General features: G+C 59.6%; 37 protein-coding genes. 12 read left to right on the top strand and 25 right to left on the bottom strand.

Going from position 1 to position 24,871, the window contains the following annotated elements; all coding sequences use genetic code 11:
- Positions 1-2 precede the first annotated feature (2 nt).
- Together lolD and J5M56_RS02805 are read left to right on the top strand one after the other, a co-directional pair.
- Positions 3-686: a lipoprotein-releasing ABC transporter ATP-binding protein LolD gene (gene lolD, locus J5M56_RS02810; RefSeq protein ID WP_207869595.1), complete on the top strand. Its 684-nt coding sequence runs from the start codon at positions 3-5 to the stop codon at positions 684-686.
- Between the two features lie 59 nt (positions 687-745).
- A complete protein-coding gene (locus J5M56_RS02805; RefSeq protein WP_186476742.1) occupies positions 746-1,987 on the top strand; it encodes a lipoprotein-releasing ABC transporter permease subunit in 1,242 nt (413 codons plus the stop codon).
- Positions 1,988-2,020: 33 nt separating this feature from the next.
- On the opposite strand, the gene J5M56_RS02800 is transcribed toward J5M56_RS02805, so the two are convergent.
- Positions 2,021-3,367 carry a heavy metal sensor histidine kinase gene (locus J5M56_RS02800; RefSeq protein WP_207869647.1) on the bottom strand — a complete coding sequence of 449 codons (1,347 nt, stop codon included), beginning with the start codon at positions 3,365-3,367 and terminating at the stop codon, positions 2,021-2,023.
- The gene (locus J5M56_RS02795) at positions 3,364-4,044 is read right to left on the bottom strand and encodes a heavy metal response regulator transcription factor (protein WP_207869593.1); all 681 of its coding nucleotides are present in this window, start codon (positions 4,042-4,044) and stop codon (positions 3,364-3,366) included. The genes J5M56_RS02800 and J5M56_RS02795 overlap by 4 nt, the downstream gene beginning before the upstream one ends.
- Positions 4,045-4,284: 240 nt before the next feature.
- Here J5M56_RS02795 and J5M56_RS02790 point away from each other — a divergent pair, with 240 nt between their 5' ends.
- Positions 4,285-4,809 (top strand): cupredoxin family protein, encoded by a 525-nt coding sequence (locus J5M56_RS02790; protein WP_207869591.1) that lies wholly within the window; start codon positions 4,285-4,287, stop codon positions 4,807-4,809.
- Positions 4,810-4,876: 67 nt separating this feature from the next.
- Positions 4,877-5,707: an NADPH-dependent 7-cyano-7-deazaguanine reductase QueF gene (gene queF, locus J5M56_RS02785; protein ID WP_207869589.1), complete on the top strand. Its 831-nt coding sequence runs from the start codon at positions 4,877-4,879 to the stop codon at positions 5,705-5,707.
- A gap of 34 nt (positions 5,708-5,741) precedes the next feature.
- On the opposite strand, the gene J5M56_RS02780 is transcribed toward queF, so the two are convergent.
- The gene (locus J5M56_RS02780) at positions 5,742-6,005 is read right to left on the bottom strand and encodes a DUF4404 family protein (protein ID WP_186476747.1); all 264 of its coding nucleotides are present in this window, start codon (positions 6,003-6,005) and stop codon (positions 5,742-5,744) included.
- A 123-nt stretch (positions 6,006-6,128) separates the two neighbouring features.
- On the bottom strand, positions 6,129-6,692 hold the full coding sequence (locus J5M56_RS02775) for a hypothetical protein (protein WP_060476674.1): 564 nt from the start codon (positions 6,690-6,692) through the stop codon (positions 6,129-6,131).
- Between the two features lie 187 nt (positions 6,693-6,879).
- Here J5M56_RS02775 and J5M56_RS02770 point away from each other — a divergent pair, with 187 nt between their 5' ends.
- Positions 6,880-7,587, top strand: a complete 708-nt coding sequence (locus J5M56_RS02770) for a VacJ family lipoprotein (RefSeq protein ID WP_060476675.1) — start codon at positions 6,880-6,882, stop codon at positions 7,585-7,587.
- Between the two features lie 51 nt (positions 7,588-7,638).
- On the opposite strand, the gene J5M56_RS02765 is transcribed toward J5M56_RS02770, so the two are convergent.
- On the bottom strand, positions 7,639-7,938 hold the full coding sequence (locus tag J5M56_RS02765; RefSeq protein WP_060476676.1) for a PilZ domain-containing protein: 300 nt from the start codon (positions 7,936-7,938) through the stop codon (positions 7,639-7,641).
- A 270-nt stretch (positions 7,939-8,208) separates the two neighbouring features.
- Between J5M56_RS02765 and rssB the strand changes: the two genes are divergently transcribed.
- Both rssB and rssC read left to right on the top strand, forming a co-directional pair.
- Positions 8,209-9,393 (top strand): two-component system response regulator RssB, encoded by a 1,185-nt coding sequence (gene rssB, locus J5M56_RS02760; protein ID WP_186476903.1) that lies wholly within the window; start codon positions 8,209-8,211, stop codon positions 9,391-9,393.
- Complete coding sequence (rssC, locus tag J5M56_RS02755; RefSeq protein WP_060476677.1) at positions 9,390-9,872, top strand: anti-sigma factor antagonist RssC; 483 nt, start codon at positions 9,390-9,392, stop codon at positions 9,870-9,872. The genes rssB and rssC overlap by 4 nt, the downstream gene beginning before the upstream one ends.
- A gap of 213 nt (positions 9,873-10,085) precedes the next feature.
- On the opposite strand, the gene tal is transcribed toward rssC, so the two are convergent.
- A complete protein-coding gene (tal, locus tag J5M56_RS02750) occupies positions 10,086-11,006 on the bottom strand; it encodes a transaldolase (protein WP_060476678.1) in 921 nt (306 codons plus the stop codon).
- A 294-nt stretch (positions 11,007-11,300) separates the two neighbouring features.
- On the bottom strand, positions 11,301-12,275 hold the full coding sequence (dusA, locus tag J5M56_RS02745; protein ID WP_207869587.1) for a tRNA dihydrouridine(20/20a) synthase DusA: 975 nt from the start codon (positions 12,273-12,275) through the stop codon (positions 11,301-11,303).
- Between the two features lie 133 nt (positions 12,276-12,408).
- On the opposite strand from dusA, the gene J5M56_RS02740 reads away from it, so the two are divergent.
- Positions 12,409-13,551 (top strand): site-specific integrase, encoded by a 1,143-nt coding sequence (locus J5M56_RS02740; protein ID WP_207869585.1) that lies wholly within the window; start codon positions 12,409-12,411, stop codon positions 13,549-13,551.
- Here J5M56_RS02740 and J5M56_RS02735 read toward each other — a convergent pair.
- Genes J5M56_RS02735 through J5M56_RS02700 form a run of 8 tightly spaced genes read right to left on the bottom strand, consistent with a single transcriptional unit; the run spans position 13,520 to position 16,514 of the window.
- Positions 13,520-13,801, bottom strand: coding sequence for a pyocin activator PrtN family protein (locus J5M56_RS02735; RefSeq protein ID WP_060476680.1), 282 nt, complete (start codon positions 13,799-13,801; stop codon positions 13,520-13,522). The genes J5M56_RS02740 and J5M56_RS02735 overlap by 32 nt on opposite strands.
- A 38-nt stretch (positions 13,802-13,839) precedes the next feature.
- Positions 13,840-14,337 carry a hypothetical protein gene (locus tag J5M56_RS02730; RefSeq protein WP_207869583.1) on the bottom strand — a complete coding sequence of 166 codons (498 nt, stop codon included), beginning with the start codon at positions 14,335-14,337 and terminating at the stop codon, positions 13,840-13,842.
- A 50-nt stretch (positions 14,338-14,387) separates the two neighbouring features.
- Entirely contained in the window at positions 14,388-14,648 is a 261-nt protein-coding gene (locus J5M56_RS02725) for a hypothetical protein (RefSeq protein ID WP_207869581.1), read from the bottom strand.
- Between the two features lie 43 nt (positions 14,649-14,691).
- Positions 14,692-15,027: a hypothetical protein gene (locus J5M56_RS02720; RefSeq protein WP_207869579.1), complete on the bottom strand. Its 336-nt coding sequence runs from the start codon at positions 15,025-15,027 to the stop codon at positions 14,692-14,694.
- Positions 15,024-15,422: a phage protein NinX family protein gene (locus J5M56_RS02715; protein ID WP_207869577.1), complete on the bottom strand. Its 399-nt coding sequence runs from the start codon at positions 15,420-15,422 to the stop codon at positions 15,024-15,026. Before J5M56_RS02715 ends, J5M56_RS02720 begins: the two co-directional genes overlap by 4 nt.
- The gene (locus J5M56_RS02710; protein ID WP_207869575.1) at positions 15,419-15,802 is read right to left on the bottom strand and encodes an ASCH domain-containing protein; all 384 of its coding nucleotides are present in this window, start codon (positions 15,800-15,802) and stop codon (positions 15,419-15,421) included. The genes J5M56_RS02715 and J5M56_RS02710 overlap by 4 nt, the downstream gene beginning before the upstream one ends.
- Positions 15,799-16,050 carry a hypothetical protein gene (locus tag J5M56_RS02705; RefSeq protein WP_207869573.1) on the bottom strand — a complete coding sequence of 84 codons (252 nt, stop codon included), beginning with the start codon at positions 16,048-16,050 and terminating at the stop codon, positions 15,799-15,801. Before J5M56_RS02705 ends, J5M56_RS02710 begins: the two co-directional genes overlap by 4 nt.
- Entirely contained in the window at positions 16,047-16,514 is a 468-nt protein-coding gene (locus J5M56_RS02700) for a hypothetical protein (protein WP_207869571.1), read from the bottom strand. Before J5M56_RS02700 ends, J5M56_RS02705 begins: the two co-directional genes overlap by 4 nt.
- 180 nt (positions 16,515-16,694) lie before the next feature.
- Here J5M56_RS02700 and J5M56_RS26675 point away from each other — a divergent pair, with 180 nt between their 5' ends.
- Positions 16,695-16,994: a hypothetical protein gene (locus J5M56_RS26675; protein WP_243430419.1), complete on the top strand. Its 300-nt coding sequence runs from the start codon at positions 16,695-16,697 to the stop codon at positions 16,992-16,994.
- A gap of 43 nt (positions 16,995-17,037) precedes the next feature.
- On the opposite strand, the gene J5M56_RS02695 is transcribed toward J5M56_RS26675, so the two are convergent.
- Entirely contained in the window at positions 17,038-17,700 is a 663-nt protein-coding gene (locus J5M56_RS02695; RefSeq protein ID WP_207869655.1) for a hypothetical protein, read from the bottom strand.
- A gap of 83 nt (positions 17,701-17,783) precedes the next feature.
- On the opposite strand from J5M56_RS02695, the gene J5M56_RS02690 reads away from it, so the two are divergent.
- A complete protein-coding gene (locus J5M56_RS02690) occupies positions 17,784-18,251 on the top strand; it encodes a hypothetical protein (RefSeq protein ID WP_207869569.1) in 468 nt (155 codons plus the stop codon).
- Positions 18,248-18,613: a hypothetical protein gene (locus J5M56_RS02685; RefSeq protein WP_207869567.1), complete on the top strand. Its 366-nt coding sequence runs from the start codon at positions 18,248-18,250 to the stop codon at positions 18,611-18,613. The genes J5M56_RS02690 and J5M56_RS02685 overlap by 4 nt, the downstream gene beginning before the upstream one ends.
- Before the next feature lie 6 nt (positions 18,614-18,619).
- On the opposite strand, the gene J5M56_RS02680 is transcribed toward J5M56_RS02685, so the two are convergent.
- Both J5M56_RS02680 and J5M56_RS02675 read right to left on the bottom strand, forming a co-directional pair.
- A complete protein-coding gene (locus tag J5M56_RS02680; protein ID WP_207869565.1) occupies positions 18,620-19,570 on the bottom strand; it encodes a phosphoadenosine phosphosulfate reductase family protein in 951 nt (316 codons plus the stop codon).
- A gap of 344 nt (positions 19,571-19,914) precedes the next feature.
- A complete protein-coding gene (locus J5M56_RS02675) occupies positions 19,915-20,460 on the bottom strand; it encodes a hypothetical protein (RefSeq protein WP_207869563.1) in 546 nt (181 codons plus the stop codon).
- 106 nt (positions 20,461-20,566) lie between these two features.
- Here J5M56_RS02675 and J5M56_RS02670 point away from each other — a divergent pair, with 106 nt between their 5' ends.
- Complete coding sequence (locus J5M56_RS02670; RefSeq protein ID WP_207869561.1) at positions 20,567-21,166, top strand: DUF6338 family protein; 600 nt, start codon at positions 20,567-20,569, stop codon at positions 21,164-21,166.
- Between the two features lie 155 nt (positions 21,167-21,321).
- On the opposite strand, the gene J5M56_RS02665 is transcribed toward J5M56_RS02670, so the two are convergent.
- The 7 genes from J5M56_RS02665 to J5M56_RS02635 form a co-directional block, all read right to left on the bottom strand.
- The gene (locus tag J5M56_RS02665) at positions 21,322-21,669 is read right to left on the bottom strand and encodes a hypothetical protein (RefSeq protein WP_207869559.1); all 348 of its coding nucleotides are present in this window, start codon (positions 21,667-21,669) and stop codon (positions 21,322-21,324) included.
- An 81-nt stretch (positions 21,670-21,750) separates the two neighbouring features.
- Positions 21,751-22,209 carry a hypothetical protein gene (locus J5M56_RS02660; RefSeq protein WP_207869557.1) on the bottom strand — a complete coding sequence of 153 codons (459 nt, stop codon included), beginning with the start codon at positions 22,207-22,209 and terminating at the stop codon, positions 21,751-21,753.
- Positions 22,206-22,475 carry a hypothetical protein gene (locus tag J5M56_RS02655; protein WP_207869555.1) on the bottom strand — a complete coding sequence of 90 codons (270 nt, stop codon included), beginning with the start codon at positions 22,473-22,475 and terminating at the stop codon, positions 22,206-22,208. Before J5M56_RS02655 ends, J5M56_RS02660 begins: the two co-directional genes overlap by 4 nt.
- Before the next feature lie 19 nt (positions 22,476-22,494).
- Complete coding sequence (locus J5M56_RS02650) at positions 22,495-22,878, bottom strand: helix-turn-helix transcriptional regulator (protein ID WP_207869553.1); 384 nt, start codon at positions 22,876-22,878, stop codon at positions 22,495-22,497.
- 211 nt (positions 22,879-23,089) lie between these two features.
- Positions 23,090-23,392 carry a hypothetical protein gene (locus tag J5M56_RS02645; protein WP_207869551.1) on the bottom strand — a complete coding sequence of 101 codons (303 nt, stop codon included), beginning with the start codon at positions 23,390-23,392 and terminating at the stop codon, positions 23,090-23,092.
- Between the two features lie 340 nt (positions 23,393-23,732).
- Positions 23,733-23,981: a DUF1654 domain-containing protein gene (locus tag J5M56_RS02640; RefSeq protein WP_207869549.1), complete on the bottom strand. Its 249-nt coding sequence runs from the start codon at positions 23,979-23,981 to the stop codon at positions 23,733-23,735.
- 145 nt (positions 23,982-24,126) lie between these two features.
- A complete protein-coding gene (locus J5M56_RS02635; protein WP_243430476.1) occupies positions 24,127-24,783 on the bottom strand; it encodes a S24 family peptidase in 657 nt (218 codons plus the stop codon).
- Between the last annotated feature and the right edge of the window lie 88 nt (positions 24,784-24,871).

The following is a 24,871-nucleotide window of genomic DNA, read 5'->3' as shown; positions in this document are numbered from 1 at the left end:
GCATGAGTGATAAAGCCGTTCTGAGTTGCCGCAACCTGGGCAAGTCTTACGACGAGGGGCCGGAGTCGGTGCAGGTGCTGGCTGGGCTCAATCTTGAGCTGCATGCCGGTGAGCGCGTGGCCATCGTCGGTAGTTCTGGCTCCGGCAAGAGTACCTTGCTCAACCTGCTCGGCGGCCTTGACCGGCCGACCCATGGCAGTGTCTGGTTGGCGGGTGAGGAGTTGTCGGCGCTCGGCGAACGTGCCCGCGGTCTGCTGCGTAACCGCGAACTGGGCTTCGTTTACCAGTTCCATCACCTGCTGCCGGAGTTCACCGCCATGGAGAACGTGTGCATGCCGCTGCTGATTGGCCGTACCGCTATCCCAGAGGCACGCGAACGTGCCGAGGCGCTGCTCAAACGAGTCGGTTTGGGCCATCGCCTTCATCACAAGCCGGCCGAGCTGTCCGGTGGCGAGCGCCAGCGCGTTGCGATTGCTCGGGCGCTCGTCAATCGTCCGGGCCTGGTGATGCTCGACGAGCCGACCGGCAACCTCGACCATCACACGGCCCAGGGTATTCAGGAGTTGATGCAGGAGTTGTCCAGTGCGTCGCGTACCGCGTTCCTGGTGGTTACCCACGACCTCAATCTGGCGCGCCAGATGGATCGCGTATTGAAACTGGCCGACGGCCACCTGGTGGCGATCTGATGCAGTGCTCGGGGTGGCTTGGCTGCCCCGTTTCCCCGTTTTGATTGGGTGTTTCCTACATGTTCAGACCCTTGCCCATCTTCATCGGCGCGCGCTACACACGGGCCAAGCGCCGCAATCATTTCATCTCGTTCATTTCCATGACCTCGATGATCGGCCTGTCGCTGGGCGTGCTGGCCATGATCGTGGTGCTGTCGGTGATGAACGGCTTCCAGCGTGAAATGAGCTCGCGCATTCTCGGCCTTGTGCCCCACGCGGCGATCCTTGGCGTCAAGCCGCTGGATGACTGGCGCACGGTGGCCGACGCTGCGTTGCGTAACCCTGCAGTGATGGCCGCAGCGCCAATCACCGAGATGGAGGGCATGCTCTCGTACAAAGGTGCGATGCAGCCGATCCAGGTCAGCGGCATCGACCCGGCCGAGGAGGGCAAGGTCTCCATCGTCGGCCAGCACATCGTTCAGGGCCGCCTGCAGGATCTGCAGCCGGGTGAATACGGCGTGGTGATCGGCGAACTGACCGCCCGGCGCTTTCGCCTGAACACGGGTGACAAGCTCACCTTGATCGTTCCGGAAATCAGCAATGAACCGGGTGGTATCACGCCGCGTATGCAGCGCCTGACGGTGGTAGGGATCTTCAAGGTCGGTGCCGAGCTGGACGGCTCACAGGCCTACATGCACGTGGCCGATGCTGGCCAAATGCAGCGCTGGGCGCCTGGCCAGGTTCAGGGTGTGCGCCTGAAACTGCATGACCTGTACGCCGCGCCCCAAGTGTCCAAGGCCATCGCTGCCGGTTTGGGCGATGGCTACCGCGCCGACGACTGGTCGCATACTCAAGGCAGCCTGTTCAGCGCCATGAAGATGGAAAAAACCATGATTGGTCTGTTGCTGCTGATGATCATCGCGGTGGCCGCGTTCAACATCATCGCCACTTTGGTAATGGTGGTGAACGACAAGGGGCCGGATATCGCTATCCTGCGTACCCTTGGCGCCACACCGGCGCAGATCATGGGCACGTTCATGGTCCAGGGCAGCCTGATCGGGATCGTCGGCACCTTGATCGGTGGCGTGCTAGGTGTGATCGCCGCGCTTAATGTCAGCCAGATCGTTGGCTGGCTGGAACGGGTGAGTGGGCAGCACATTTTCACCTCGGATGTGTATTTCATCAGTAGCCTGCCGTCCGAACTGCAAGGTGGCGATGTTCTGATGATCTGCGCTGCGGGGCTGGTGATGAGCTTCCTGGCGACAATCTACCCGGCGTATCGGGCGTCGCAGGTTCAGCCGGCGATTGGCCTGGCGGTTTGATGCTCGCCCAGGGGCTGTGCTGCAGCCCCTGATTCAAAAGGCTTCGGGCAGTTCGATATCAAAGCGCGTCCAGCCATCCTCGCAGTGCGCACGAATGCTGCCTCCGTGTGCCTGCACGATGGACCGAGTAATTGCCAAGCCTAGCCCTGCATGTTCGCTGTTGCCTTCGCGTCGCGCCGGGTCTGCCCTGTAGAATCGATCAAAAAGGCGCGGTAGTTCGGCAGGGGCAATGGCGCCACCGGTATTGGCCACGCATATTTGCACCCCCGCTGCCAAGGTCACCCGTATCTGGCCACCCGGTGGGGTGAAGCGCAACGCATTGTCCAGCAAGTTGGACAGGGCGCGCCGCAGCATGTAGCGGTCGCCCTGCAACATCGCTTCGCCCTCCCTAAGTAGTTGCACGGCGTGGTCTTCAGCCAGCGGTGCGTAGTACTCCAGCAAAGCATCCACCTCCTGATGCAAGGCCAGCGCCATCCGCCCAGGCATCAGCAGGCCGTGATCGGCTTTGGCAAGAAACAACATGTCGTTGATCATCTGCGCCATCCACTGCAGTTCCTCCAGGTTGCCATGCAGCGCCTCGCGGTATTGCTCAAGGGTGCGCGGACGGGTGAGTGTGACCTGGGTGTGGGTCAGCAGATTGGACAGCGGCGTGCGCAGCTCATGGGCGATGTCGGCAGAGAACGCCGACAGGCGCTGGAACGCGTCGTCCAGGCGTTGCAGCATGGCGTTCACCGTCGTGGCCAGTTCTGCCAGTTCCTCAGGCATCTGCGCCACCGGCAGGCGCGTGGTGAGCGAGCGCGCTGATACACCGGCAGCCACCTGGCCCATCTGGCGCAAGGGGCGCAGGCCGCTGCGCGCAGCCCAGGCGCCGAGCAGCGCCGTGAGCAGCGCGGACAGCCCAACGGTGAGCCAGATCAGGCGTTGCATACCTTGCAGGAAGTGCTGGTGGTGGGTGATATCAAGAAACAGGGTCAGCTGCGCTGGCACTTGCTGGTCGGCCGGCACGGCCAGGCGTCGGTAATACACGCCGTCAGCATGCAGGGTCGAAAGTGCGGGCACGGCCGTCGTGGCTGGTAAGCCGCTGCGGCTGCTGAACCAGTTGCTACCATCGGCGCCGTCGATGCGTAGTGCCAGATCAGCCTGATGGCTGAGTTCGTTGCGCAGGGCGGGCAAACGGTTTTGCAGTTGTGCAGCGCTGCTGACCCCGGTGAGCTGGCTACGGAATAAAGACAAACGCGACTCGAGCAGTTGTTTATCCAGCTCAACGAAATGCTGCGCACTGGCATGGCTGAACAGCAGGCCCGCCCCCAGTGAAACGCAAGCGGTGCAGGCGGCAAATAACAGTGCCGTGCGCGTGCTCAGGGCAAGCCTACGCATTATTCAGCACGCTCTTCGAGCACGTAGCCCATGCCCCTTACGGTGTGGATCAACTTGTTCTGATGCGGGTCGTCGATCTTCAAGCGCAGGCGACGCATTGCCACTTCGATGACGTTGGTATCGCTGTCGAAGTTCATGTCCCATACCTGCGAAGCAATCAGTGATTTGGGGAGCACCTCGCCTTGGCGGCGCAGCAGCAGTTCAAGTAGGGCGAACTCCTTGGCGGTCAGGTCGATGCGCATGCCGGCTCGGTCGGCGCGGCGGCGGATGAGGTCCAGTCGCAGGTCGGCCAGGGCTAGGGTGGTGTCCAGGCTTGGGCTGTTGCCACGGCGCAGCAGGCTGCGCACCCGAGCCAGCAACTCGGAGAAGGCGAATGGCTTGACCAAGTAATCATCGGCCCCTAGTTCAAGGCCGTGCACCCGGTCCTCGACTGCGTCGCGGGCGGTCAGGAACAGTACCGGGGTAGCCAGCCCGGCTGTGCGCACGGCTTGTAGAATCTGCCAGCCATTACGCCCAGGCAGCATCACGTCCAGAATCAGCAGGTCGTGGTCGCCGGTCAGCGCCAGGTATTGGCCAGTTTCACCGTCGGTGGCAAGCTCGGTGGCAAAGCCGGCTTCGTTCAGGCCCTGGCTCAGATACTGGCCGGTGCGGGCCTGGTCTTCGACGATCAGCAGTTTCATGCTCAATCCACAATCAGAAGGTTGACGCCGAGCCCCTTTGGAGCGGCTTACCCGCGGATGCTTCGGTGCGCTTACGACAGCGTAAGCGGATAAACCTGCGCACGATGATGGGGTGGGTGGAATGATACGTTACTCACTCGAGCTTCGCCCAAGCTGACAAAGTTGTAATCTTCCCGTCAGCCGAGCGCCAGTTGCACCACTCTAGAGTGGCCGCATCTTGTCGTGATCATTGGAGTCATCATGAAACAGCTGTTCATCGCCGCTGCCCTGGCTTCGGTCAGCCTGCCGAGCCTTGCGGGGGTGACCACTACGTTCGCCTTCGGCGAGCCGGCACCAGCTGCCAGTGCAACGCGCACCGTCGAAGTGGTGCTCAAGGACATCGCCTTCGAGCCAAAAAGCCTGGATGTGAAGGCGGGCGAAACCGTGCGTTTTGTACTGATCAACGAAGGCAGGCTGCCCCACGAGTTCAATCTGGGAGATAAGGCAATGCACGCCGCGCACCAGAAAGAAATGCTCGCGATGCAGGGCCAGCTGTTCAATGGCGGCGTGCAGCAGGGTAGGGACCATTCGCAGATGGCGCACGGCGCTGGCACGGCTATGGACCACGGCGCCCATGGTCACGCAGGCGGCAACACCGTGCTGGTAGCGCCAGGGCAGCGTGCAGAACTGACTTGGACCTTCCGCAAGGCTGCACCCATCGAGTTCGCCTGCAACGTGCCGGGGCATTATCAGGCGGGGATGGTCGGTGTGCTGAACATCGAGTAAGCCGGCCTGCAAGGTAGCGGGTAAAACCGGTAGACTAGGGCAATTTCGAACCTTCAGGTCAGTTTCCATGCATCCCGCTGCCGAACATTCTCCGCTGGGTAAATCCAGCGAATACATCGCCACCTACACGCCTTCGTTGCTGTTCCCGATCCCGCGCACAGCCAAGTGGGCAGAGCTGGGTGTTACCGCCCAGACCCTGCCGTGGCACGGCGTGGACTATTGGAACTGCTTCGAGTTGTCTTGGCTGCTGCCTTCTGGCAAGCCTGTAGTGGCTATCGGTGAGTTTGCCATTCCTGCCGATTCGCCGAATATCATCGAGTCCAAATCGTTCAAGCTTTACCTCAACTCCTTGAACCAGACCGTGTTCGCTTCGCTGGCCGAGCTGCAGGCGTGCCTGGTAAAAGACCTGTCGGGCGCAGCTGGCAAGCCGGTGGCGGTGCAGGTGCGGACCTTGGATGAGGTGCAGGCTCAGGGTGTGGTCGCACTGCCTGGGCAGTGCATTGATGAGCTGGATGTGACGATCGACAATTACGAGCATCCACAACCACAGCTGCTGCGTTGTGACCCACAGCGCATCGTCGAGCAGACGGTGCACAGCCATCTGCTCAAATCAAACTGCCCGGTGACCGGCCAGCCGGATTGGGGGAGCGTGGTGGTGGAGTACAAGGGCAGCGCACTGGACCATGCCAGCCTGCTGACCTACCTCATCAGCTTCCGCCAGCATGCCGATTTTCATGAACAATGCGTAGAGCGCATCTACCTTGACCTTAAAAACCTGCTGCAGCCCGAGCATCTGACCGTTTACGCGCGTTATGTGCGCAGGGGCGGGCTGGACATCAACCCCTACCGCAGCACACGCCCGATCAGCCCGGCGAATGTACGGTTGGTAAGGCAGTGACACAGAGGGGGCTGCCAGGCAGCCCCCGATCATTTCAGATGCCCATGCTGTGCAACGAGTTGGCGATGCTGCGCAGCGTGGCGGTCAGGTCAGGGTGCTCGGCCTCGAAGCGTTCGATGGCCAGGTTCACCCCATCGACCACGTTGTTGTCCGGTGTAGCCTCTTCGAGTTTCAGCTGCGCTTCTATCTGCCTGGCTTCTTCGTGCAGGGCAGCCAGTTCTTCTTCAGAAAGCGGTATGTTGCGATCCAGTTGCTCGCGCAGGCTGTTCAGGCGCTCTTGCAATTCGCGGGCAGGCATTGGCTTTTCTCCATCAATGGCTTGGCAAGGCATGGACCTCGGCGAAGCGGCAAAGGTTCTCGCCTGTTTCCTAGCGTAATCCACTCGCTGACGCTTTGCATGATCCGCATCAAGGGTGCTGTATCAGGGTTTTTCGCCTTTGCTGCAGCGCATGGCGATGTCCGCAAGGCAGGTGTCCAGTTCTTCCAGGTGATCGATCACTGAGTGCACCCCCAGGCTATACAGCGCCAAGGTGGCTCTGCCACGCGCCAGATCCTGCTCGTGCTGGGTCATAGCTTGCCACTGCACAGCGCCAACGCTGCACGCAGGGCTGCAGCCCGCCAGCCCCACTGTCCACAGGCCTGCGTTCAGGCCTGACTGCAGCAGTTTTGGCTCACCGCTGACCAGCACGCAGCCTTCGAGGCGTTCGCTGTTGATGCTCATCAGTGCCTGCCAGCAAGCGTTCGGTGCAGGCCATGGCGCCGCGTTGGCAGCGTGGCCCGTCAGCCAACGCGGTAACACACTGGCCAACCGCTCGCTCTGCAGGCTGCTCAGGTCGTCTAGCCAGATGCATGGCACCTGCGCATCACGCAGGCCAGCCAGCATCTGCAGGGCGCCAGGGGCGGGCAGGGGGCCGCTGGCGCTGGCCTGAACCAGGCAGCCGCGCAGGCCGAATAGTACAGCGGTGATGGCAGGTGCAGCGAGCATGGTAACGCTCCTGAAATAACCTGCAGGTTATTGCGCTATTGTTACCGGGCCGTGACGGCAACAGATGTTCACAAAATATTGAGCAAAAATGTGTAAAGCTGTTTATCAGCGAGCAAGGCTCTATACTGCCGCCTTACAGCAGCGCACCCGTTGCGTATGCGGCCGAGAAAATCGATGGAGAACATCTATGCGTAGGATCGGTGCCGGTGTGATCGAGCGTGTCACCCAGGCCTGTGTCTGCGCCAGCTTGCTGCTGGCGCCCGTTGCAGCCACTCACGCTGCTACCGAGGAAGACCCTTGGGAAGCGGTAAACCGCCCCATCTTCCGTTTCAACGATACCATCGACACCTATGGCCTCAAGCCATTGGCCAAGGGTTATCAGTGGGTCACCCCGCAGTTTCTGCAGGATGGCATCCACAATATGTTCAACAACGTAGGCGACGTCAGCAACCTGGCCAACGATGTGCTGCAGTTCAAGCCCCATGCAGCGGGCGTGGACACGGCGCGGTTGATCGTCAATACCGTATTTGGCATTGGCGGCTTCTTCGATGTGGGCACCAAGATGGGCCTGCAGCGCAACGACGAAGACTTCGGCCAGACCCTGGGGCGCTGGGGTGTGCCCAGCGGCCCGTACGTGGTGATCCCGTTACTGGGGCCGAGCACCGTGCGTGACGGGCTGGCCAAGTACCCAGACAGCTATACCGAGCCCTACCGTTACATCAACGATGTGCCGGTGCGCAATTCGGTCTTCGCCCTCAATGTGGTCGACACCCGCGCCAGCCTGCTGTCGGCCGAGAAGCTGATGCAGGGTGACAAGTACATCTTCATTCGCAATGCCTACCTGCAGAACCGCGAGTTCAAGGTCAAGGACGGTGAAGTCGAAGATGACTTCTGATTGGTGAGCGATGATAAACGGCGGCCTGCGGGTCGCCGTTTTTGTAACAGTTCAATGCATCGCCAGGATGCGCAGGCCCAGTTTTTGCTGACCATCGGCCTGATCGGCGATCCAGACCACTTCGGTGCTGGCGTGCAGGCCCTTGAGTGCCGCGTGCTCGGAGTCGATACGCACCTCCAGTTGGTCGCCAACCCTGAAGTGCTGCGCCGCCTGCACCTGCATGCCGCTGCTGGAAAGGTCCAGGCACAGTGCGGCAATGACCTGTCCTTCGTGCAGAAGGCTCACCTCGGTATCGATCCGCATGCGGATGAAATCGCGTTTCTCGCTATGGCTGGAGGGCGTCTGGGGCATGCTGCATCCTTCCCAACAGGTTGTACGAATGAGCTTTCTTATAACTCTCGGTGATTTGCCCTGTAAAGAGCGGCCAACTCGACCGACGTACGCTTGAAACGCCTGACGGATGGGAGTACCGTCTGCGCCTGACACGGTATCTCGATTGGTTGCCTGGGCCCGGTTATTGGCCTACAACTCAAGTAGAGCGTTACCACAGAGTATTCCAGCAGTTGGGTGTCCGCTTTGCCGACACCGCTGCACCAACCCCAATCGGCGCCGTTCGCCCACATGCAGAAAATCAGTGCAACGCTGCTGATCATCGATGATGACGACGTGGTCCGTGCAAGCCTCGCCGCCTATCTGGAAGACAGCGGCTTCAGCGTCCTCCAGGCCGGGAATGGCCAGCAGGGGCTCCAGGTCTTCGAAGAACACCAGCCCGACCTCGTGATCTGCGATCTGCGCATGCCGCAGATGGGCGGGCTCGAACTGATCCGCCAGATCAGCGAGCGCGCTCCACAATTGCCGGTGATCGTGGTGTCCGGTGCCGGCGTGATGAGTGACGCGGTCGAGGCCTTGCGCCTTGGCGCTGCCGATTACCTGATCAAACCGCTTGAAGACCTGGCAGTGCTCGAGCACTCGGTACGCCGTGCACTTGACCGTTCGCGGTTGGTGCTGGAGAACCAGCGTTACCGTGACAAGCTCGAGGCGGCCAATCGCGAGCTGGAGGCCAGCCTGCACCTGCTGCAGGAAGACCAGACCGCTGGTCGCCAGGTGCAGATGAACATGCTCCCGGAGAGCCCCTGGAAGCTCGGTGAGTTCACCTTCGAGCACCAGATCATCCCATCGTTGTACCTGTCTGGTGACTTCGTCGACTATTTTCGGGTGGACGAGCGGCGGATCGTCTTCTACTTGGCCGATGTATCCGGGCACGGAGCATCGTCGGCGTTCGTGACGGTGCTGCTGAAGTTCATGACCACTCGGCTGTTGTTCGAATTCAAGCGCAGCAGCAAGCTGCGTGAGTTCAAGCCGTCCGAGGTGCTTAGCCACATCAACCGTGGCCTGATCAACAGCAAGCTGGGCAAGCATGTAACCATGGTCGGTGGCGTGATCGATGAAGAAACCGGCCTACTGACCTACGCCGTGGGAGGCCACCTGCCGTTGCCGGTGTTGTATACCCCAGGCCAAGCGCGCTATCTGGAAGGCCGCGGGTTGCCGGTGGGGTTATTCGATGAAGCGAGCTACCAGGACCAGGTGATCGAACTGCCGTCGCAGTTCAGCCTGAGCCTTACGTCCGATGGCATCCTGGACCTTTTGCCAGGGCATACGCTCAAAGATAAAGAGGCGGCCTTGCCGGAGATCGTCAAGGCAGCGGGTGGTAGCCTGGATGGGCTGCGACAACGATTTGGATTGGCTACGCTTGGGGAGATGCCGGATGATATCGCCCTATTGGTGTTGAGCAGGAACCTTCAATGAGTACCGGTAGAATCCAGTTCGCCGAGCAGAGCGGTACCTTTGTACTGAAATTCGTCGGAGAAGTGCGCCTGACCCTGTGTTCGGCGCTGGATGCAACGATCGAGAAGATTTTCACTGCACTGAATTTCTCGACCATTGTCATCGACCTGACTGAAACCGAAAGTATCGACAGCACCACCTTGGGCCTGCTGGCCAAGCTGTCGATCCTGTCGCGGCAGAAGGTTGGCCTGTTGCCGACGGTGGTTACCACCAACCCGGATATTTCACGTCTGCTGCAGTCTATGGGCTTCGATCAAGTGTTCAATATCGTCGACCGCCCCATGCCCCGCCCTGAGTGCCTGACCGATCTGCCATCACAGGATCAGAACGAAGACGTGGTGCGTTCCAAAGTCCTTGAGGCGCACAAGATTCTGATGGGGCTCAACGACTCCAATCGCGAAGCTTTTCATGATTTGGTGAACGCCCTCGAGCGCACTTGAGATAGGGCCTGCCAGGTCCTGTTCGCGGCTACGCCGCTGCCACAAGGCATCTGTGCGAACCGCTACCACGGGCCACTACCAGCCACCAACAGTGGGTCTACCCGCGATAACGCCGTCGAGGCCTGCACAAGTCCCCAGCCCTAGGGCGCAAATAAAACGGGCGGGAATGCTCAGCATTTCCCGCCCGGCCAGAAAGCTAGAGAAGTTTGAGGCTTATTCGGCCATCAACTTCTCGAGTTTTTCCTGATCCCGCGCAAACTGGCGGATGCCTTCGGCCAGCTTCTCGGTGGCCATGGCGTCTTCGTTCATCGCCCAGCGGAATTGGCTTTCCGTCAGCACCTGCTTGGGCTCGCCGGCATTGCCCGGCTTGAGCATTTGCGGCAGCTCACCCTCATCGCTGCTGAGCTTGTCCAGCAGCTCCGGGCTGATGGTCAGGCGGTCGCAGCCAGCCAGCTGTTCGATCTGGCCGATATTGCGGAAGCTGGCGCCCATGACCACGGTGTTATAACCATTGGCCTTGTAGTAGTTGTAGATGCGAGTGACCGACTGCACGCCAGGGTCATCGGCACCAACGTACTCCTCGCCGGTGCTTTTCTTGTACCAGTCGTAGATGCGACCTACGAACGGTGAAATCAGAAACACGCCGGCATCGGCGCAGGCCTGGGCCTGGGCGAAGGAGAACAGCAGAGTCAGATTGGTCTGGATGCCTTCCTTTTCCAGCTTTTCGGCGGCGCGGATGCCTTCCCAGGTGGAGGCCAGCTTGATCAGCACGCGGTCTTTCGAAACGCCAGCAGCCTGGTATAGGTCGATCAGTTGCCGCGCTTTGTTCAGCAAGGCAGGCTCATCGAACGATAGACGTGCGTCCACCTCGGTGGAAATACGGCCCGGGATGACCTTGAGAATGCCAGAGCCCACCGCCACGGCGAATTTATCGCAGGCCAGGTCGACATTGCCCTTGGCATCGGCTTTCACCTGCTTGAGCAGCTCGGCATAGCCTGGGATGGCAGCGGCTTTGAGCAACAGCGACGGGTTGGTGGTGGCGTCGACCGGCTTGAGGCGGCTGATGGCATCCAGGTCCCCGGTATCGGCAACCACGGTGGTGAACTGCTTGAGTTGTTCCAGCTTGGAGGTCATTGGCGTGCTCTGTCCTGTGCATTTACTCGACATTACCCGAGCCCCGACGGGCGCTCAAGGGGCCAGCGGGGTAGGGCGTGATTGGCGACGGTGATGATTCGAGTCGGGCGCTGGCGTGAGGTTCCCTGGGGCTTGATCTTGCACAGGCTGTGCTCCAAAACCCCAGGGCTGGCGGCCCTAAATTAACGCGTAGGCGAGCGCGGCTCGCGATGTGCCGCGCCGGCGACGTTCGATAGCAACTACGCTGAAGACCGCGGGCCGAGGCCCCTAATCCGCCGACGCTAACCTTGCCTCTTACCGCCCTTGCATCAACTGCGCTGCTTGATCGTACACCTCCAGCGGCTGCGCCGCCTTGTGAATGTCCGCCGACAACAACTGCCGGAACCGCCGGGCTCCTGGGAACCCCTGGCCGAGCCCCAGAATATGCCGGGTAATGTGATGCATCGCGCCGCCGCTTTCCATGTGCGCCACGATGTAAGGCCGCAGCTGCTCGAGGGCCTCACTGCGCGTCACTACCGCCGCCTGGCTACCAAACAGTTGCTGGTCGACGTCGGCCAACAGGTATGGGTTGTGGTACGCCTCACGCCCCAGCATCACGCCATCGAAGGTCTCAAGGTGCGCTTGGCACTCTGCCAGGGTCTTGATACCGCCATTGAGCACGATCTCAAGGTCGGGGAAGTCTGTTTTCAACTGCGCCGCCACGTCATAGCGCAGGGGTGGAATCTCGCGGTTTTCCTTCGGCGACAGCCCCTCCAGAATCGCGATTCGCGCATGCACGGTAAAGCTTCTGCAACCCGCCTCACGTACCTGGCCAACGAAGTCGCACAACTCGGCGTAGCTGTCACGGCCGTTGATACCGATACGATGTTTGACTGTCACGGGCGTGGTAACAGCGTCCCGCATGGCCTTCACGCAGTCGGCCACCAGCGCCGGGTGTGCCATCAGGCAGGCGCCGATCATGTTGTTCTGCACCCGGTCGCTTGGGCAGCCGACGTTGAGGTTGACCTCGTCATAGCCAGCTTGCTCTGCCAGTTTGGCGCAGGCGGCCAGGTCGGCCGGCACGCTCCCACCTAGTTGTAGCGCCAAGGGGTGTTCGGAAGCGTCGTGACGCAGAAAGCGCTCGGCGTCGTTGTGCAACAGGGCGCCGGTGGTGACCATTTCGGTGTACAGCAGGGTGTGCTTGGAAAGTAGGCGCAGAAAGAAACGACAGTGGCGGTCGGTCCAGTCCATCATCGGAGCAACAGAAAACCGCCTTACTACCGTATCCATTGGGCGGGCCGCGTTTTCTGGTGTTTCGGGGTGCATTCGGGTTTCTCTCATTCTCTATCGTTTACTACCTTTTTTGCTTATTCTCCAAACCCCGTTGCTGAATTTCAGCAAAGGCACCGGAGGATTTAGCAAAATGGGCACTATCACTACCCGCAAAAGGAAAGACGGGTCTACCACCTACGACGCCCAGATCAGGATCATGCGCAAGGGCGTGAAAGTCTATCAGGAAAGCCAGACCTTCGATCGGAAGACTACGGCCCAGGCCTGGATTCGAAAGCGCGAGGCCGAACTGCACGAGCCGGGCGCGATCGAGAAGGCGAATCGGAGCGGCGTCACGGTAAAGCACATGGTTGAGCGATACCTCGACCAATACGAGAAGCTGCGGCCGTTGGGCAAGACCAAACGCGCCACCCTCAATGCGATAAAGGAAACCTGGCTGGGCGACGTCACCGACACTGATCTGACGAGCCAGAAGCTGGTCGAGTACGCGATGTGGCGTATGGAGAAGGACGGCATCCAAGCCCAGACCGTTGGCAACGACCTGGCCCACCTCGGCGCCGTCCTGTCCGTGGCCAGGCCCGCCTGGGGTTATGAGGTCGACCCCCACGCCATGCCTGACGCCCGAAAGGTGCTGCGCAAGATGGGCGCAGTCAGCAAAAGTCGTGAGCGCAACAGGCGGCCGACACTGGATGAGCTGGAAAAGCTCCTTAAGTACTTCGAGGAGATGCGAGACCGCCGCAAGCAGGAGATCGATATGCTGCGGGTGGTGCTGTTCGCGCTGTTCTCCACTCGTCGGCAGGAGGAGATCACGCGCATCCGCTGGGACGCACTGAACGAGAAGGACCAGTCGGCCCTGATCACCGACATGAAGAACCCAGGTCAGAAGTACGGCAACGACGTTTGGTGCCACATCCCTGACGAGGCATGGCGAATCCTTCAGTCGATGCCGCGGGTAGCTGACGAGGTGTTTCCGTACAACTCGAAGTCGGTCTCCGCCTCATTCACCAGGGCTTGCAACTTCCTGGAGGTGGATGACCTGCACTTTCACGACCTCCGCCATGATGGCGTCAGCCGACTTTTCGAAATGGGGTGGGATATCCCGAAGGTGGCCTCTGTTTCCGGTCACCGGGATTGGAACTCGATGCGGCGCTATACGCACCTGCGGGGGAATGGCGATCCATATAAAGGATGGGAATGGATCGAGAGGGTGATAACGGGCCCCGTGATCGAGGCCCAGAAGAGGATCACGAGACGCGTCGAAGGCCGCGCCCCATGAGCTTGTCGTGCTCGGTCTTGGCCTTCTGGTGTTGCGCGTCAAGGTAGGCGGCCAGGTCGTTCAGGTGAACGCCACGGGCGGACTTTTGGCTGCTCTCCATGCAGACGAGCGGCAGGTTTATCTCGCCCCTGGCCACCTTGCCCTTCATCTTCTCCGGGGTCAGGTGGCTGAAATAGTCGAGGCACACGCGCTCGAGCGGGATGATTGCCTGGCCGCCGTACTGGGCCATCAGCAGGAAATGGGTGTTCATGGATGATCTCCGCGCCGCCGGTGGCGGCAGGTTGGTGGTCAGGCAGGTATTTTCGCGAGCACCGAGTCAGCCACCTTGATAGCGACTTGGGCATCATCGACGTAGGCAGGCGTGAAGCCTCCGGCGTAGTGGATCACTCGCTGGCAGGCGTCCAGCTCTTTGCGCACCAGGCGCAGCGCCTGCACCAACTCCTCCTGCAGTGCGCCCTCGGCGCGACCGATATCCCAAAACTCAAGGCCCCAGTGATCGGCAGGCGGTGGGTTGTTGTTCTGTTTGCCTGTGGCAAGGGCGCCGATGATGACGTCACAGACCGAGCGCTTGTAGACGTTGTCGCCATCTAGGCTGAGGCCACCGCGCCGGCGCAGCGTGTTCACGACTTCATCTACGTTTAGCCCGCCGTCCTTTAAAACGATGTCCAGCTCTGGCTCGCCGGGTGTGTAGATCACCAGGGCCAGTTTCGCGTCTGGGTTAAGGTTTTCGCTGATCATCACCAGCGCATCGTTGGCTACCTGGTGGAATCGGTTGGTTGCGGACATAGGAAATCCTCGCCCGCGCATGTCGGCGGGCTTGAGTAGTTTGGGAGGGGTTAGTATTCGAAGTCGTATTCGGAGAAGCAGGGTGCGCATAGAGGGCGCTGGCCGCGCTGCGCCCAAGCCGAGGTCTTGAGTAGCCAGCGGCTTTTGTCGACGAACCGGCCGCAATCGCGGCAATGGGTGTGATGGTCTTCGGCTTTGAGCAATGCAAATTGCTCGATGCGCTGGCGCTCCTCCTCGGCGAGCAGCTTCCTGAAGTGCTCCTGCTCTTCCTTCTCCGTCATGTGCGGGTAGATCTTGCTCATTTCCGTCATCGCGGCCCCCTGTATATCAGGTAGGCCATATAGGCGAGGGAGATCATGGCTTCCACGCCTTGCCCACGCGGTACACCATCATCATGTTGTGATGGAGTGGCACTTTCAGGACATGGTCGAAGAACTCACCCTTTCCAGAGATGAATCCAGTAGGCACTTTGGTTCCTCCGACGCCGAATTCACGCCAGCATTCTTCGCCGCCGTTCTTTTCCCAGTAGGAGCGCTCGCGCTTTGGGATCTCATCGTAGGTTTTTTCAAATACGGAGATATCGGGGATATCACAGATCCTGCGCCATGCAGGATTGCGTCTGCACCATTCAGCAGCATGCTGAGAGGCCTGATCGACAGAGTAGAATTCCTTTTTGCTTTGTTCGGTCATGACATCAGCTCCTTCGGCACCTGAACGATATCGCCAAGCTTTGCCTTGACGAGACTGCGACAGAAGGCGACCAGGGCGGTTGGGCCGTAGCACCAAAAGCCGCTATCTGCTGGGCCCGCACTGTAACGACACTGAGCATCTGCTAGATGAGCCTGGTAGTGGGCGCTAGCGTGATGCTTGTCGATAAGCGGCCCGCCCTGGGCCCAACTAGTAGAGGGCCGGTAGCCATATCCCAAAGCGGCACCGCGAACGGTACAGCTAGCAGGCTCGCCCTGTGGGCTGATGATGCAGGTGTGATCTTCGCTGTCTTGGGTGTAGCCCTCAGCCTTGGCCACCGCCCAGTCCAACGCCGCGCCGACTAGGTTGGATACTCTCACTTCGATCAGGTCGGTCACGGCAGCACCTCGCCTGGCACATCAAAGAATCCTAGGCGACCCTTCATCGGGACAAAGGGGAGCGGCTTTGGATCGCGTAGCACGAACCCTTTCTCGCCCATGTACCAGGGCGATTCGCTATGGTCGACGCTGTCCACAAGCTCAACTGAGCCAATGATCCCGCCTCGCAGCAAGTTGTCAGGCGGCACCGGGAAGGGCGGCTTGATCCCCCTACGGGCCATGAAATCAAAGGCCGAGAGAAATTCACGGCGAGTCATGCCGCTGGCGGCGTGTACTAAGAAGCGGCCTCGGAACTTGGTATGCCAGGTTCGATTCTCGATGTCTTTGCCACCGCTGATGATCAGCCAGGCCCATGGTTGTCTGATTGAAAGTGCCTTCACAGCTCATACCTCTCATCAATCCAGCGCCCAGGCGCCATAGCGGGTGTAGGTTCGGGTTGGGTTTCGTGCGGGGAGAGCTGGCGCTGGTTGCCGGCCTGCAGCTGGCTGTCGGGGATGCAGCTGATGCCGACCCCATTCAGCAGGTAGCAGGTCACGCCGCGCTGGCTGTCGTGCTGCACGTCGATGACGTTCTCGGTTGCGCTGGCGCCGGTGGCCAGCAGCAGGAGGCAGAGGGCGAGGCGGGTCATTGCTTGAGCGCCTCCATGCCCTGGTCGATCGCGCGGTCTAGCGAGCCTTTGACAAGGATGTCCTCATGCTCGGCGTAACCGCAGATGATGGGAGGCATGTTGTACTCGCTGCCCAAGTCCTCCTGTCCGTCCGGGTCGCGCAACCAGCGGTATCGCTCTGCGTCAGCCCGGAGGGCGCGAACTTCTGCAATGAGGGCCAACATGACTGCAGGCCGCGCGGCGCGGTAGTAGGCCTCAGCGTGAACGTGCGGTTCACCGATCCCGTAGAACTGCACGCCCAAGGCTACTCCGTCGTAGTTCAGGTAGTCGGCGGTCAGCTCGACGGAGCCTTCACCGCCACACCCAGGGCATTCCATCCAGCCTTCCTCGGCCCCGCCGACTTGGGCGCTGACGAAGTCTTGCGGCGTTGCGGCCCTGGCTGCTGCTTCGATGGCGTCGAGATCCAACTCAATTTTTTCGGACACAGGAAATCCTTGGCCGCCATATCGCGGCAAAAGTTGTACAAGAAAAAGGGTTCGGTATAGCTATTTGGCCCGGTGGTCCGATTAAGTGCTCATTTCGGAGCTATTTGTTCGGGGTTACGGCAACCAGGTCTAAGGTGGGAGGACACAAATCGGATAAGACGAAAGTCGAAGGCGGTCGGTATGCGAATTCGCGGTGATGTTTTCTGGCACTGGTCTGACCCTACGCTTCACCACAGGGGTCACGAGGAGACGCTGGACGATGGCACGTACATCGATGTCCAAGTGCGACTGTCGCGGACAGGTAATACGCAAATGTTCATCGGGGTGTATGCCCCGGCAGGAATGCCCGTTCATGAGGAGGCATTCGATTCGCGCCCGGGCGAGTCGATGACTAGGGCGTTGGCATGGGGCGTTGGCCGTGCTCGGCGCGTTGCCGCCGATGCTGTTCCCCAACACGATCATTTCGCCTGCTCGAAATAGAGAAGGGGTTGCTGCTGAGCGGAGTACAAATGTGCTCCAGGCGTCAGGCGGTTTCGCGGATGGTGTTGGGCTGAATCGCGAGACCCCTGACAGCTTCGCTGTAGATGTACTTGATCTGGTCCCACGGGATGATGTGGGGCTGGCCGTATTCACCCTCGCCGTCGCATATCTGGCAACCTTCTACCGGCTCATCCAGTTCGCGGCATTCCGGGCATTCCTGGGTGACCTCCAGCTTAAACTCGCCGAGCAGCAGTGCTTTGGCGCCGTTCTCGGCAGTGAGCCGCTTTGGCATCAGGCAGTAGTCCTCCGGAATCGCCGGCTTGATCGACTCCGACATCGGCCCAAGGCCAACTATCGGTAGCCCAGTCTCTTCCGCATCCCTCTCTGCCTCTTCTTTGGTCCACCAGAAGGCAGTACCAACCATCCAGGCTATAGGGTCGGGGTGGGGCTGCGGGGCTGGCTGGGCCATAGCCTGAATGATACTAAGCAGATCATCCCGTCCGAGCTCGTCGCAGTCGCCGAGGCAAAGGCGATCGCCAATGTCGCGGGTGCACTGCGCATCGTCTTCGGTCAACTCTTCTGAGCTGCCAACCCAGCCGCAGCTACGGCATTGGGCGGGGTAGTAAAGTCCAACCAGCGGCTCCAGGCCAATGTATGGCGGCACGCTGACCATCTCGGTGTTGCTGGATCGGTTTTCTGTGGGCATGGGGATTCCTCATGAATCTGGGAGTGGCATAATCGGAACTGACCGGGACGATTCGGCGAAGGCACATTTATAGGGAGCTGGCGATGGGTGATTGGACTTTGCCAAACTGGTTCGCTGGGGTGGCCGATATGCTTTCGGTGTTTGGCTTCTTTGTAACTGGTTGGGTAGGGTGGCAGGCTCGGAAAATCAAAGAGTACTTCTTCAATCGAGTGAGAATCGGGGAAATTATTCCTGAGCTTTCGAAAGACTCAGAAGAGTTGCTGAAGTCGATCAGAGAGTGGGAGGCATCCACGACTGATGAAAAAAGGGTTCATTTGGCGATATCTAAAATTAAGGGGCGCCTTGTAAACCTCAAAGGAAAGCTTCAGTCGGACGAAAAAAAGTCTCTGCTCAACGTGTTGGCAAAAGTGGAGCGTAAGAAATTTTACTTCTTTTCGGGAGACGTTTCAGATATCAGTGTGGCTGATGCCTGGGCAATCGCTCGAGAGCTAAATGGAATGATCGTGCAGATTGAAGGTGCACACAAAGATTCGAGTTGGAGGCAGCGGTGAACACAGAAGATAAGATGCTAAGGCTCGTCGAGCAGGTTCTGAAAGCAACATATAAAGGGGAGGTCGGTTGGCGTGCCGAGCAGCCCCCAGCGTCTCTGACTAAAGCCACCGAAAACTTTGTTCCTATCTATCTCGAAGCGCGATACAAGGGCAAGACATTGGTGGTCTATGAACAGCGCGAGAAGTACTGGACTGATGAAGACATTTTTAACTGGACCACTACTCTACATTTTGGAGTGCTTGTAGGGGACGTTATTGTGAGTGATTACTCTCAGTATTCACCCATGCTTCGTCAGCTTTTTGAAGCTGCCCGCGAAAAAGCCTCGGATATAGACTCTTTGCTAGATGACCTGCTCGACTAGCGGACTTTATTCGCATAGCCCGTAGGCCGAAGAGCATTTCTGTTTGCTATCGTTGCGGGCTATCAGGTCGACCATGTCGAACTGGCGACCGCCGCGTGCTGTATTGGCCCAGTCGACCATGCGGTCGATACCGTGGGTGGTGGCGCTAATTTGGTCGTCTGAACTCACCGTCGGATCGTTGACCGCAGGGAAAAAGGTTGTGGCACCGCGCTTGCTGGCGTGGCTTACCAGTCGTTCCCACTCGCGGACCCTGTCGACTTCCTCGGGCCATCTTGCTGCGATCTCACGCAGTTCGTCCTTCGCGCACATAATGCAGGGCATGCAGCCGACGCGGTTGCAGCCTTGGAGGTACAGCGGGTTTGGCTTGATGTCCGTGGCGCGGTGGGCTTCGAAGACAGCAGCAACCGGCCATTTAAGGATTGGACGGTAGTTGAACAGGCCGCCGCCAACCTCGTCGCATTCCGGCAGGTAGCGGCGGTCCAGGGATTCTTCGGCACGCACGCCTTGCCAAGACAAGATCATGTTGTTGCCATCCATGAGTGGCATGAAGACCTGCTCGATGATTGGGTTTCGCTTGAGCTCATCAGTGCAGAAGCGAGCCTTCGTGCTGGGGAACCGGCCCTTCCATAGACACATGTCCAGGAATGGGTTGCCAGTCGGGTGCAGTACCTCCAGCGCGCCGACTACAACTGCTTCCGGCACTCCTTTCTCGCGCCACTTCGTTTCGATGAACTTGCGCTTGCCAGCGATCTGCCTGGAAAAGTCCGCCCTGACCCAACGGATCGGCACGCCGGTGGCTTCTGCCAGGTAGTGCACGTAGTCATAGGTGGCCGGGTGCTCGTGGCCGGTGTCTGCGAACACGGCGCTGAGGTTAGGCACTTCCAGCTCGCGGGCCACCAGCAGCGTGGCTGTGCTGTCCTTCCCGCCGCTCATGCTGACGATGTTGTGTTCGGCCATTGTGGCTCCATGCGTGCAGGCGCCGCCCTCGCCGGGGAGGCGTTATCGTTGAATAGGGGAAGGCGCTGGCGGGCAGCGCGGAGTGATATGCTTCGCCGCTTACTAAACAAGGAGAGTGGTAATGGGGTTGCGCGAAAGGCTTCGAGCGTTCCAGCTATGGTTTAACCCGAAGCGCAGACGGTGGGCTGGCGTTGCACTGATCGCACTTGGCGTGGTCGGGATGTTTCTCAACCCCGAAAGCCGGTGGACCTTGGTCTTAGGAACTGGGATCTACTGGTTCTTCACAGCCTTGCCACCCGCCCTCGGCGGAAAGTGTTAAGGCGCTGGCGGGAAGCGCCGGAGGGTCAGGCTGCGATCGGGTACTGCTTGGTCAGGGCCTGCTGCACCGTCTCGATGATGCGGCAGAGGTAGACCCAATCCGGGTTCGGCTCCATGGCATCGGCAGGAAGGTTCCACCAGTCGTCACCGAACACTCTGTGCATGAACTCGCGGTGGGCGCCTCCGCACTCATCGAGCGAGCTGCTGTGGCGAACATCCTCAGCCTCGTCGAGCAGGCTCCGGGCGTCTTCTGCGTCCAAATCCCGATCACGCCGCATTTGCACGATCACCTTTCGCGCTTTGTCGGCCAGCGCTTCAGCGCTGAACCGGCGAGAGCTCAGCGACCGGTCGAAGTGGCCGATGATGTAGGCGTCGTGCAGCTTGCAGAAGAACTGGCCGATGGTCAGGCCATCCCACATGCCGCCCCAGTAGGCGTGCCAAGTCTTGTCGTAGCAGCTGACGGTGATCTTGCCTTTGCAGGGCTCGAAGTCTTCGAGGTAGACGCTGATCGGGTCCAGGCCTTCGGCGCCGGTGATCAGCAGCTTGGTGACGGTCGAGGTTTCGACTTGCATTGCGGTACTCCATGCATGCGCCGCTCTCCTTGGCCGGATGCGGGATGGTGGCAATTTGGGGCTGGATGGGGTATTACGATGGAATGTCAAAAAGGCGCAGAGTTAAATGGACGATTTAGTTAAGGAAGTCATTCCGTTATTGCAGTACTTGATCCCCGGCTTTCTGGCAGCTTGGATTTTTTATTGCCTTACGGCATTTAAAAGGCCAGATACGTTCGGGCAAATCGTCCAGGCGTTGATTTTTACTTTTGTCATCCATGGTTTTGTACTCACCTTTGGCTCCTTGTGCGTTTGGATCGGGTCTAAAGGTTTTGTCATTGGTAAATGGGATGCAAAGTCCGAAGCAGTTTGGTCCTTTGCTGTCTCTGTCGCCTTGGGTCTCCTTTCCTGTTGGCTTTCGACAAGCGACAAGCTGCACGAATGGCTGCGAAAGATGGGCATCACGGTTAAGACCTCATACCCTAACGAGTGGTACAGTACCTTCGCTAGGCGCCAACGGTTTGTTGTGCTGCATCTCAATGATGAGCGTCGCCTTTACGGCTGGCCAGCCGAATGGCCGTCTGAGCCTACTCAAGGTCAATTTGTTATTCAGAACCCTGCATGGCTCAACGATACAGGCGAGGCAAAGCCAAACGGAGCGGAGTTCGTAGTAATCGATGCTTCCAAGGTACAATGGGTTGAGTTCGATCAACAACTTGAGGGGTAAATATGAGTGCCAAAGCACCTCAGCCGATGCCGATCGGTCGCCGCGGGATCGCTCACGACGGAAAGAATCCGCCTCCGCCATCACCTAGAGCTGGCTCTGGTCGTCCGACTGCGCCATCTGCACCACCGCCTAAGCCAACGAGCCGATAGCGTGAATTAAGGCGCGGCTATTTCATCACCAGGGTCGCGCCTAAGCTCGGCTCTGCTGGCTTCTTCAAACTGACGCGCTAGTTTCGGCGAGATGTAAAAAGCTGGCGCGTCAGGTCGCTTAAGTCGACGTGCCCGCTCCTCGGGTGCCTGCGCTATCCACGATAAGGCCAAGTCCTGCCAGAGCTCCTGCACCTGGTCGTAACCGTGGTGCTTGATCTCGGCAACCATGGCGGCCTTGATCCCTTCCGGCATCTTGAAGAAAACCTTCTCTATCCCCAGCTTCTTCGCCTGGGCCTTCTGCCGCGCCCGGTAGTCCGCAGAGTGCTTCGCGACACCGGTCTTTTCCTCGGCCATCGCTGTTACCTCCCAAGCCGCTGGGCGGCAGGTTGATGTGCTCCTGGCGCCGGCCGTGCCGGACGCGTGCGGTGATGCGTTTCATGCTGCTTTCTGCTGATTCCAGGCGCCGACAGCGGCAAAGATCTTGGCGGCCTCTGCCTCGTCGAGCGTTGTGTCGGTAGGGATGGCGATCCAGCCGGCCGCCACTAGGTGATTAGGATTGGCCGTAGCCCGCAGGTCGGTGTAAGTCACTTCGATGACGTCGGTCAGGTGCTCGGCGCGATAGTTGCCTTGCGGCGCAACCTCGATCGACTTGTTGTACCGCTCGCCGAACTCAGTTCGACAAAGCACGCTGAGATAGATGGTCCACCGGTGCGGGATATCGCAAACCGCGTCGACGACCTGACGCACGCGGATCTGCCTGAGGTTCTTCCAGTTGATCAGCACCTGCTGGCCGCTCGGGTCGATGTTCACCACGGCGGCGTGGTTGGCTGAGACCAAGGCCCGGCACGTCCGCTCCAGGCGTGCCCGCATGTTGTGGGGCTTACGCTTGCTCATTGCCGAGTGCCTGTCTTGCTTGCCGCCCCGGCTTCCATCGCATCCACAAACCGCAGCGCGGCCCGGTAGCTGAAGGCGAAGCCCTGGACGGCGCCTGTGGCGATCTCCACCACATCCCAGGTGTTGCCCTTGCCCGAGGCTTGATAGCGCGGTGCGGGCTGTCCGACCTTGGCCTGCGCCTCAGTCCTGGCTGACTTGCTGCGCTCGAGCAGGGCCGCGAGCACGGCAAGCTTCTGCTCGAAAGCAGGGTGCATTGCTGTCTGCATGGGGTGATCCTCGGGTGGGTCAGGCGTGGTATTCGAAGGCCTCGGCCTTGCGAATGATTCGAACTTGGGCGGTGCGGCGCTCCGGTGCGCGGCGATCGCGGCGCATGGGGTCGCTGTCGTCGATCACCGCATGCATGGCGATGAGGCTGGCGAGCAGGATGCAGAGGGGGCTGATGATCTGTTGGCGCATGGCCTTCGTGACGGCCTCGATGCGGCGGCCGGCTTCCAGCTTGAACAGCGCGGCCTCGATGCGATTGGCCACGGTGCCAGGGCTGACCGCCATCTGGCGGGCGATTTCTTTGGTGGTGAGGCCTTGGGCCACCCACAGCAGTGCTTCAAGCTCGCGGGGAGCCAGCGCCTTGCCGAGCTGGCCTGTCCATGAGCCACAAGTGATCGTTTCCATGAAATGTCCTCGGTGGGCTGCATTGGTGTGTGATCTGTCCGGCTCGGCGCCGGGGTCATTCTTTCGGCTCAGCTTTACCTGGCCGCCGCTGGTGCTACCCCGGCATACGCCAGACGGGCTGACCACTTCCAGTTGTGCGCAGACCTGCGCTTTTAGATCACACGCCAATGCAGCCTGGTGATGGGGAGCCAGGTGGATCGGGCAGTTAACGTCAGGCTGACGTGGCGCTGGTTGTCTCTTCTTCGTCTGTCGCGCACTTCTTGCCACAGAGCGGGCAGTAGTTCGCGACCACAGACACTGTCTTGTTCACGCGCTTCATGCCGCTGGTTTTCTTAGGCGCCATGTAATGGCCGGTCACTTCGACGCAGAATCGCCGCTCGGCATTTCCTGTCTCGATGTTCAGTGAAAGGTTGTGACCTTCTGCGCGCATGTAGAAAGGCCCGGACCCTGGCGCCTCCTCAGCAAGCTGGTCCGTAACCAGCTTCACGGCGTCGCTGATGCAGGTGCAGCTCATCGTGTTGCCCTCCAGGGCGGTTGATTTCCCGTCTGGCCCTGTCGCCAAGGCCAGCCAGTGAAATCGAAGTGATCCAGGCGCCCATCGCTCTCTGGGCTACGCGCTTCCCCGCATTGGCATGCGCGCCACTTGGTTACCTGAACCCAGCTCACTGCATGAGGCAGCTGCTGCCCTCATGTGCCGCTGAGGGTGACGGGTGTCGAGTTGTGTAAAGAGCGGTGGCTGCCGTGGCTGCCTATAACCTGTGTTATGGATCAAATCATAACTCAGGTTTTCGTAGTGTCAATAACCCAAGTTATAAATCCGACCAAAAAAAAGCCCGCGATCAGCGGGCAGGTGTTCATGATTCGGTGAATTCTCGCCATCCAATCCTGATCAGACCTGATTCCAGAGCCTCTACTTTGATGCCTGAGGTCTCCTCCAAGTCGGCGATCAGCCGGCGCCAGTCGGCAGGGGATTCGTCATGGTTTGGTCGAACCTCGACGCACTGCCTTTTCTGAACGTGTGGAGATGAAATCGCTTGTTGAATGCGGTGGCCAAGCCGCTCATAGGACAGGGAAAGGGAGTGCGAGAAGGCAAGCTGAAACATGGTATGAAACTCCTTGTACTGTATATGCATACAGTTATCGTGCGCGGTAGGATTTTTCAATACCCTGGAGAAGATTCTTTACCGCCGGCTCTTTTCAGCAGGCGAAAAAAAGCCCGGCATGCACCGGGCCTGGCGAGCGGGGGCGTTATAGCTTGATCGTGGCTCTCACCACTACGCCCACAATTCGGCAGCCTTCTAGGCACATCTCCGTGGGGTAGGCTGGGTTGAGTGGCTTCAGGAAGCGTCGTCCTCCATCCTCAACCAGTTTCTTGAAAGTCGCCTCATTGCTGTCGGCTAGTTTGGCCACTACCAGTTTGCCGGGGATCGCTTCGGCTTCTGTATCCACAAGGATTAGCATTCCCTCGGGAATGCTCGTCCCAACTGGAGAGGTCATCGAGTCACCCTTCACTTCCAGCCAGAATGCGACCCCCTTGGAGTCGTAATCTGACATCTCATATCGATCGGAGTATCCAGGCGGGAATGGCTCTACTGCCTCCGCCCATGCCCCTGCAGCCACCCAGCTGATCACCGGATAGCGGAACGACTCGGGCTGTTGGCTAACCGGCTGAACATTGCTGGCCTCGCGGCGAGGCCCTTCACCGGACGCCAGCCATTCGGCTGTAACCCCAAGCGCCCGCGCAATGTCGAGCAGCTTCTTGGAAGTCGAATTCCGCCCGCTCTCGAGGTGCTGAATCGTGACTTGGCTTACCCCAGATTTCTCGGCCAACTGAGCCTGACTGAGTCCTAGCGCCGTGCGGCGCTCGAGGATGCGGTCTTTAAGCATTTCGGAAGGTTTGTTCATGCCTGCAAGGGTAAAACACACGTTATTAGCCATCAAATAACATGTGTTTGCCTTATCTATAACTTGAGTTATCATCGGGTGCACGATC

The sequence above is a fragment of the Pseudomonas sp. 51_B genome (assembly GCF_017491595.1).
Lineage (GTDB): Bacteria > Pseudomonadota > Gammaproteobacteria > Pseudomonadales > Pseudomonadaceae > Aquipseudomonas > Aquipseudomonas promysalinigenes.
The sequence above is the reverse complement of the archived record's forward strand: the minus strand, read 5'-3'. Positions and strand labels throughout refer to the sequence as shown.

What these genes read in the sequence shown, in the direction of transcription:
- J5M56_RS02660 (WP_207869557.1), bottom strand. Translation starts at nt 22,209, where the DNA reads ATGAGCAAGCGTAAGCCCCACAACATGCGGGCACGCCTGGAGCGGACG.
- J5M56_RS02740 (WP_207869585.1), top strand. Translation starts at nt 12,409, where the DNA reads ATGGGCACTATCACTACCCGCAAAAGGAAAGACGGGTCTACCACCTAC.
- rssB (WP_186476903.1), top strand. Translation starts at nt 8,209, where the DNA reads ATGCAGAAAATCAGTGCAACGCTGCTGATCATCGATGATGACGACGTG.
- J5M56_RS02650 (WP_207869553.1), bottom strand. Translation starts at nt 22,878, where the DNA reads ATGGAAACGATCACTTGTGGCTCATGGACAGGCCAGCTCGGCAAGGCG.
- lolD (WP_207869595.1), top strand. Translation starts at nt 3, where the DNA reads ATGAGTGATAAAGCCGTTCTGAGTTGCCGCAACCTGGGCAAGTCTTAC.
- J5M56_RS02775 (WP_060476674.1), bottom strand. Translation starts at nt 6,692, where the DNA reads ATGCTCGCTGCACCTGCCATCACCGCTGTACTATTCGGCCTGCGCGGC.
- J5M56_RS02635 (WP_243430476.1), bottom strand. Translation starts at nt 24,783, where the DNA reads ATGAACAAACCTTCCGAAATGCTTAAAGACCGCATCCTCGAGCGCCGC.
- J5M56_RS02690 (WP_207869569.1), top strand. Translation starts at nt 17,784, where the DNA reads ATGGGTGATTGGACTTTGCCAAACTGGTTCGCTGGGGTGGCCGATATG.
- queF (WP_207869589.1), top strand. Translation starts at nt 4,877, where the DNA reads ATGCATCCCGCTGCCGAACATTCTCCGCTGGGTAAATCCAGCGAATAC.
- J5M56_RS02730 (WP_207869583.1), bottom strand. Translation starts at nt 14,337, where the DNA reads ATGTCCGCAACCAACCGATTCCACCAGGTAGCCAACGATGCGCTGGTG.
- J5M56_RS02770 (WP_060476675.1), top strand. Translation starts at nt 6,880, where the DNA reads ATGCGTAGGATCGGTGCCGGTGTGATCGAGCGTGTCACCCAGGCCTGT.
- J5M56_RS02805 (WP_186476742.1), top strand. Translation starts at nt 746, where the DNA reads ATGTTCAGACCCTTGCCCATCTTCATCGGCGCGCGCTACACACGGGCC.
- J5M56_RS02695 (WP_207869655.1), bottom strand. Translation starts at nt 17,700, where the DNA reads ATGCCCACAGAAAACCGATCCAGCAACACCGAGATGGTCAGCGTGCCG.
- J5M56_RS02720 (WP_207869579.1), bottom strand. Translation starts at nt 15,027, where the DNA reads ATGACCGAACAAAGCAAAAAGGAATTCTACTCTGTCGATCAGGCCTCT.
- J5M56_RS26675 (WP_243430419.1), top strand. Translation starts at nt 16,695, where the DNA reads ATGCGAATTCGCGGTGATGTTTTCTGGCACTGGTCTGACCCTACGCTT.
- J5M56_RS02665 (WP_207869559.1), bottom strand. Translation starts at nt 21,669, where the DNA reads ATGGCCGAGGAAAAGACCGGTGTCGCGAAGCACTCTGCGGACTACCGG.
- J5M56_RS02790 (WP_207869591.1), top strand. Translation starts at nt 4,285, where the DNA reads ATGAAACAGCTGTTCATCGCCGCTGCCCTGGCTTCGGTCAGCCTGCCG.
- J5M56_RS02680 (WP_207869565.1), bottom strand. Translation starts at nt 19,570, where the DNA reads ATGGCCGAACACAACATCGTCAGCATGAGCGGCGGGAAGGACAGCACA.
- J5M56_RS02670 (WP_207869561.1), top strand. Translation starts at nt 20,567, where the DNA reads ATGGACGATTTAGTTAAGGAAGTCATTCCGTTATTGCAGTACTTGATC.
- rssC (WP_060476677.1), top strand. Translation starts at nt 9,390, where the DNA reads ATGAGTACCGGTAGAATCCAGTTCGCCGAGCAGAGCGGTACCTTTGTA.
- J5M56_RS02765 (WP_060476676.1), bottom strand. Translation starts at nt 7,938, where the DNA reads ATGCCCCAGACGCCCTCCAGCCATAGCGAGAAACGCGATTTCATCCGC.
- J5M56_RS02780 (WP_186476747.1), bottom strand. Translation starts at nt 6,005, where the DNA reads ATGCCTGCCCGCGAATTGCAAGAGCGCCTGAACAGCCTGCGCGAGCAA.
- J5M56_RS02655 (WP_207869555.1), bottom strand. Translation starts at nt 22,475, where the DNA reads ATGCAGACAGCAATGCACCCTGCTTTCGAGCAGAAGCTTGCCGTGCTC.
- J5M56_RS02645 (WP_207869551.1), bottom strand. Translation starts at nt 23,392, where the DNA reads ATGAGCTGCACCTGCATCAGCGACGCCGTGAAGCTGGTTACGGACCAG.
- dusA (WP_207869587.1), bottom strand. Translation starts at nt 12,275, where the DNA reads ATGGATACGGTAGTAAGGCGGTTTTCTGTTGCTCCGATGATGGACTGG.
- J5M56_RS02725 (WP_207869581.1), bottom strand. Translation starts at nt 14,648, where the DNA reads ATGACGGAAATGAGCAAGATCTACCCGCACATGACGGAGAAGGAAGAG.
- J5M56_RS02735 (WP_060476680.1), bottom strand. Translation starts at nt 13,801, where the DNA reads ATGAACACCCATTTCCTGCTGATGGCCCAGTACGGCGGCCAGGCAATC.
- J5M56_RS02675 (WP_207869563.1), bottom strand. Translation starts at nt 20,460, where the DNA reads ATGCAAGTCGAAACCTCGACCGTCACCAAGCTGCTGATCACCGGCGCC.
- J5M56_RS02795 (WP_207869593.1), bottom strand. Translation starts at nt 4,044, where the DNA reads ATGAAACTGCTGATCGTCGAAGACCAGGCCCGCACCGGCCAGTATCTG.
- tal (WP_060476678.1), bottom strand. Translation starts at nt 11,006, where the DNA reads ATGACCTCCAAGCTGGAACAACTCAAGCAGTTCACCACCGTGGTTGCC.
- J5M56_RS02640 (WP_207869549.1), bottom strand. Translation starts at nt 23,981, where the DNA reads ATGTTTCAGCTTGCCTTCTCGCACTCCCTTTCCCTGTCCTATGAGCGG.
- J5M56_RS02705 (WP_207869573.1), bottom strand. Translation starts at nt 16,050, where the DNA reads ATGACCCGCCTCGCCCTCTGCCTCCTGCTGCTGGCCACCGGCGCCAGC.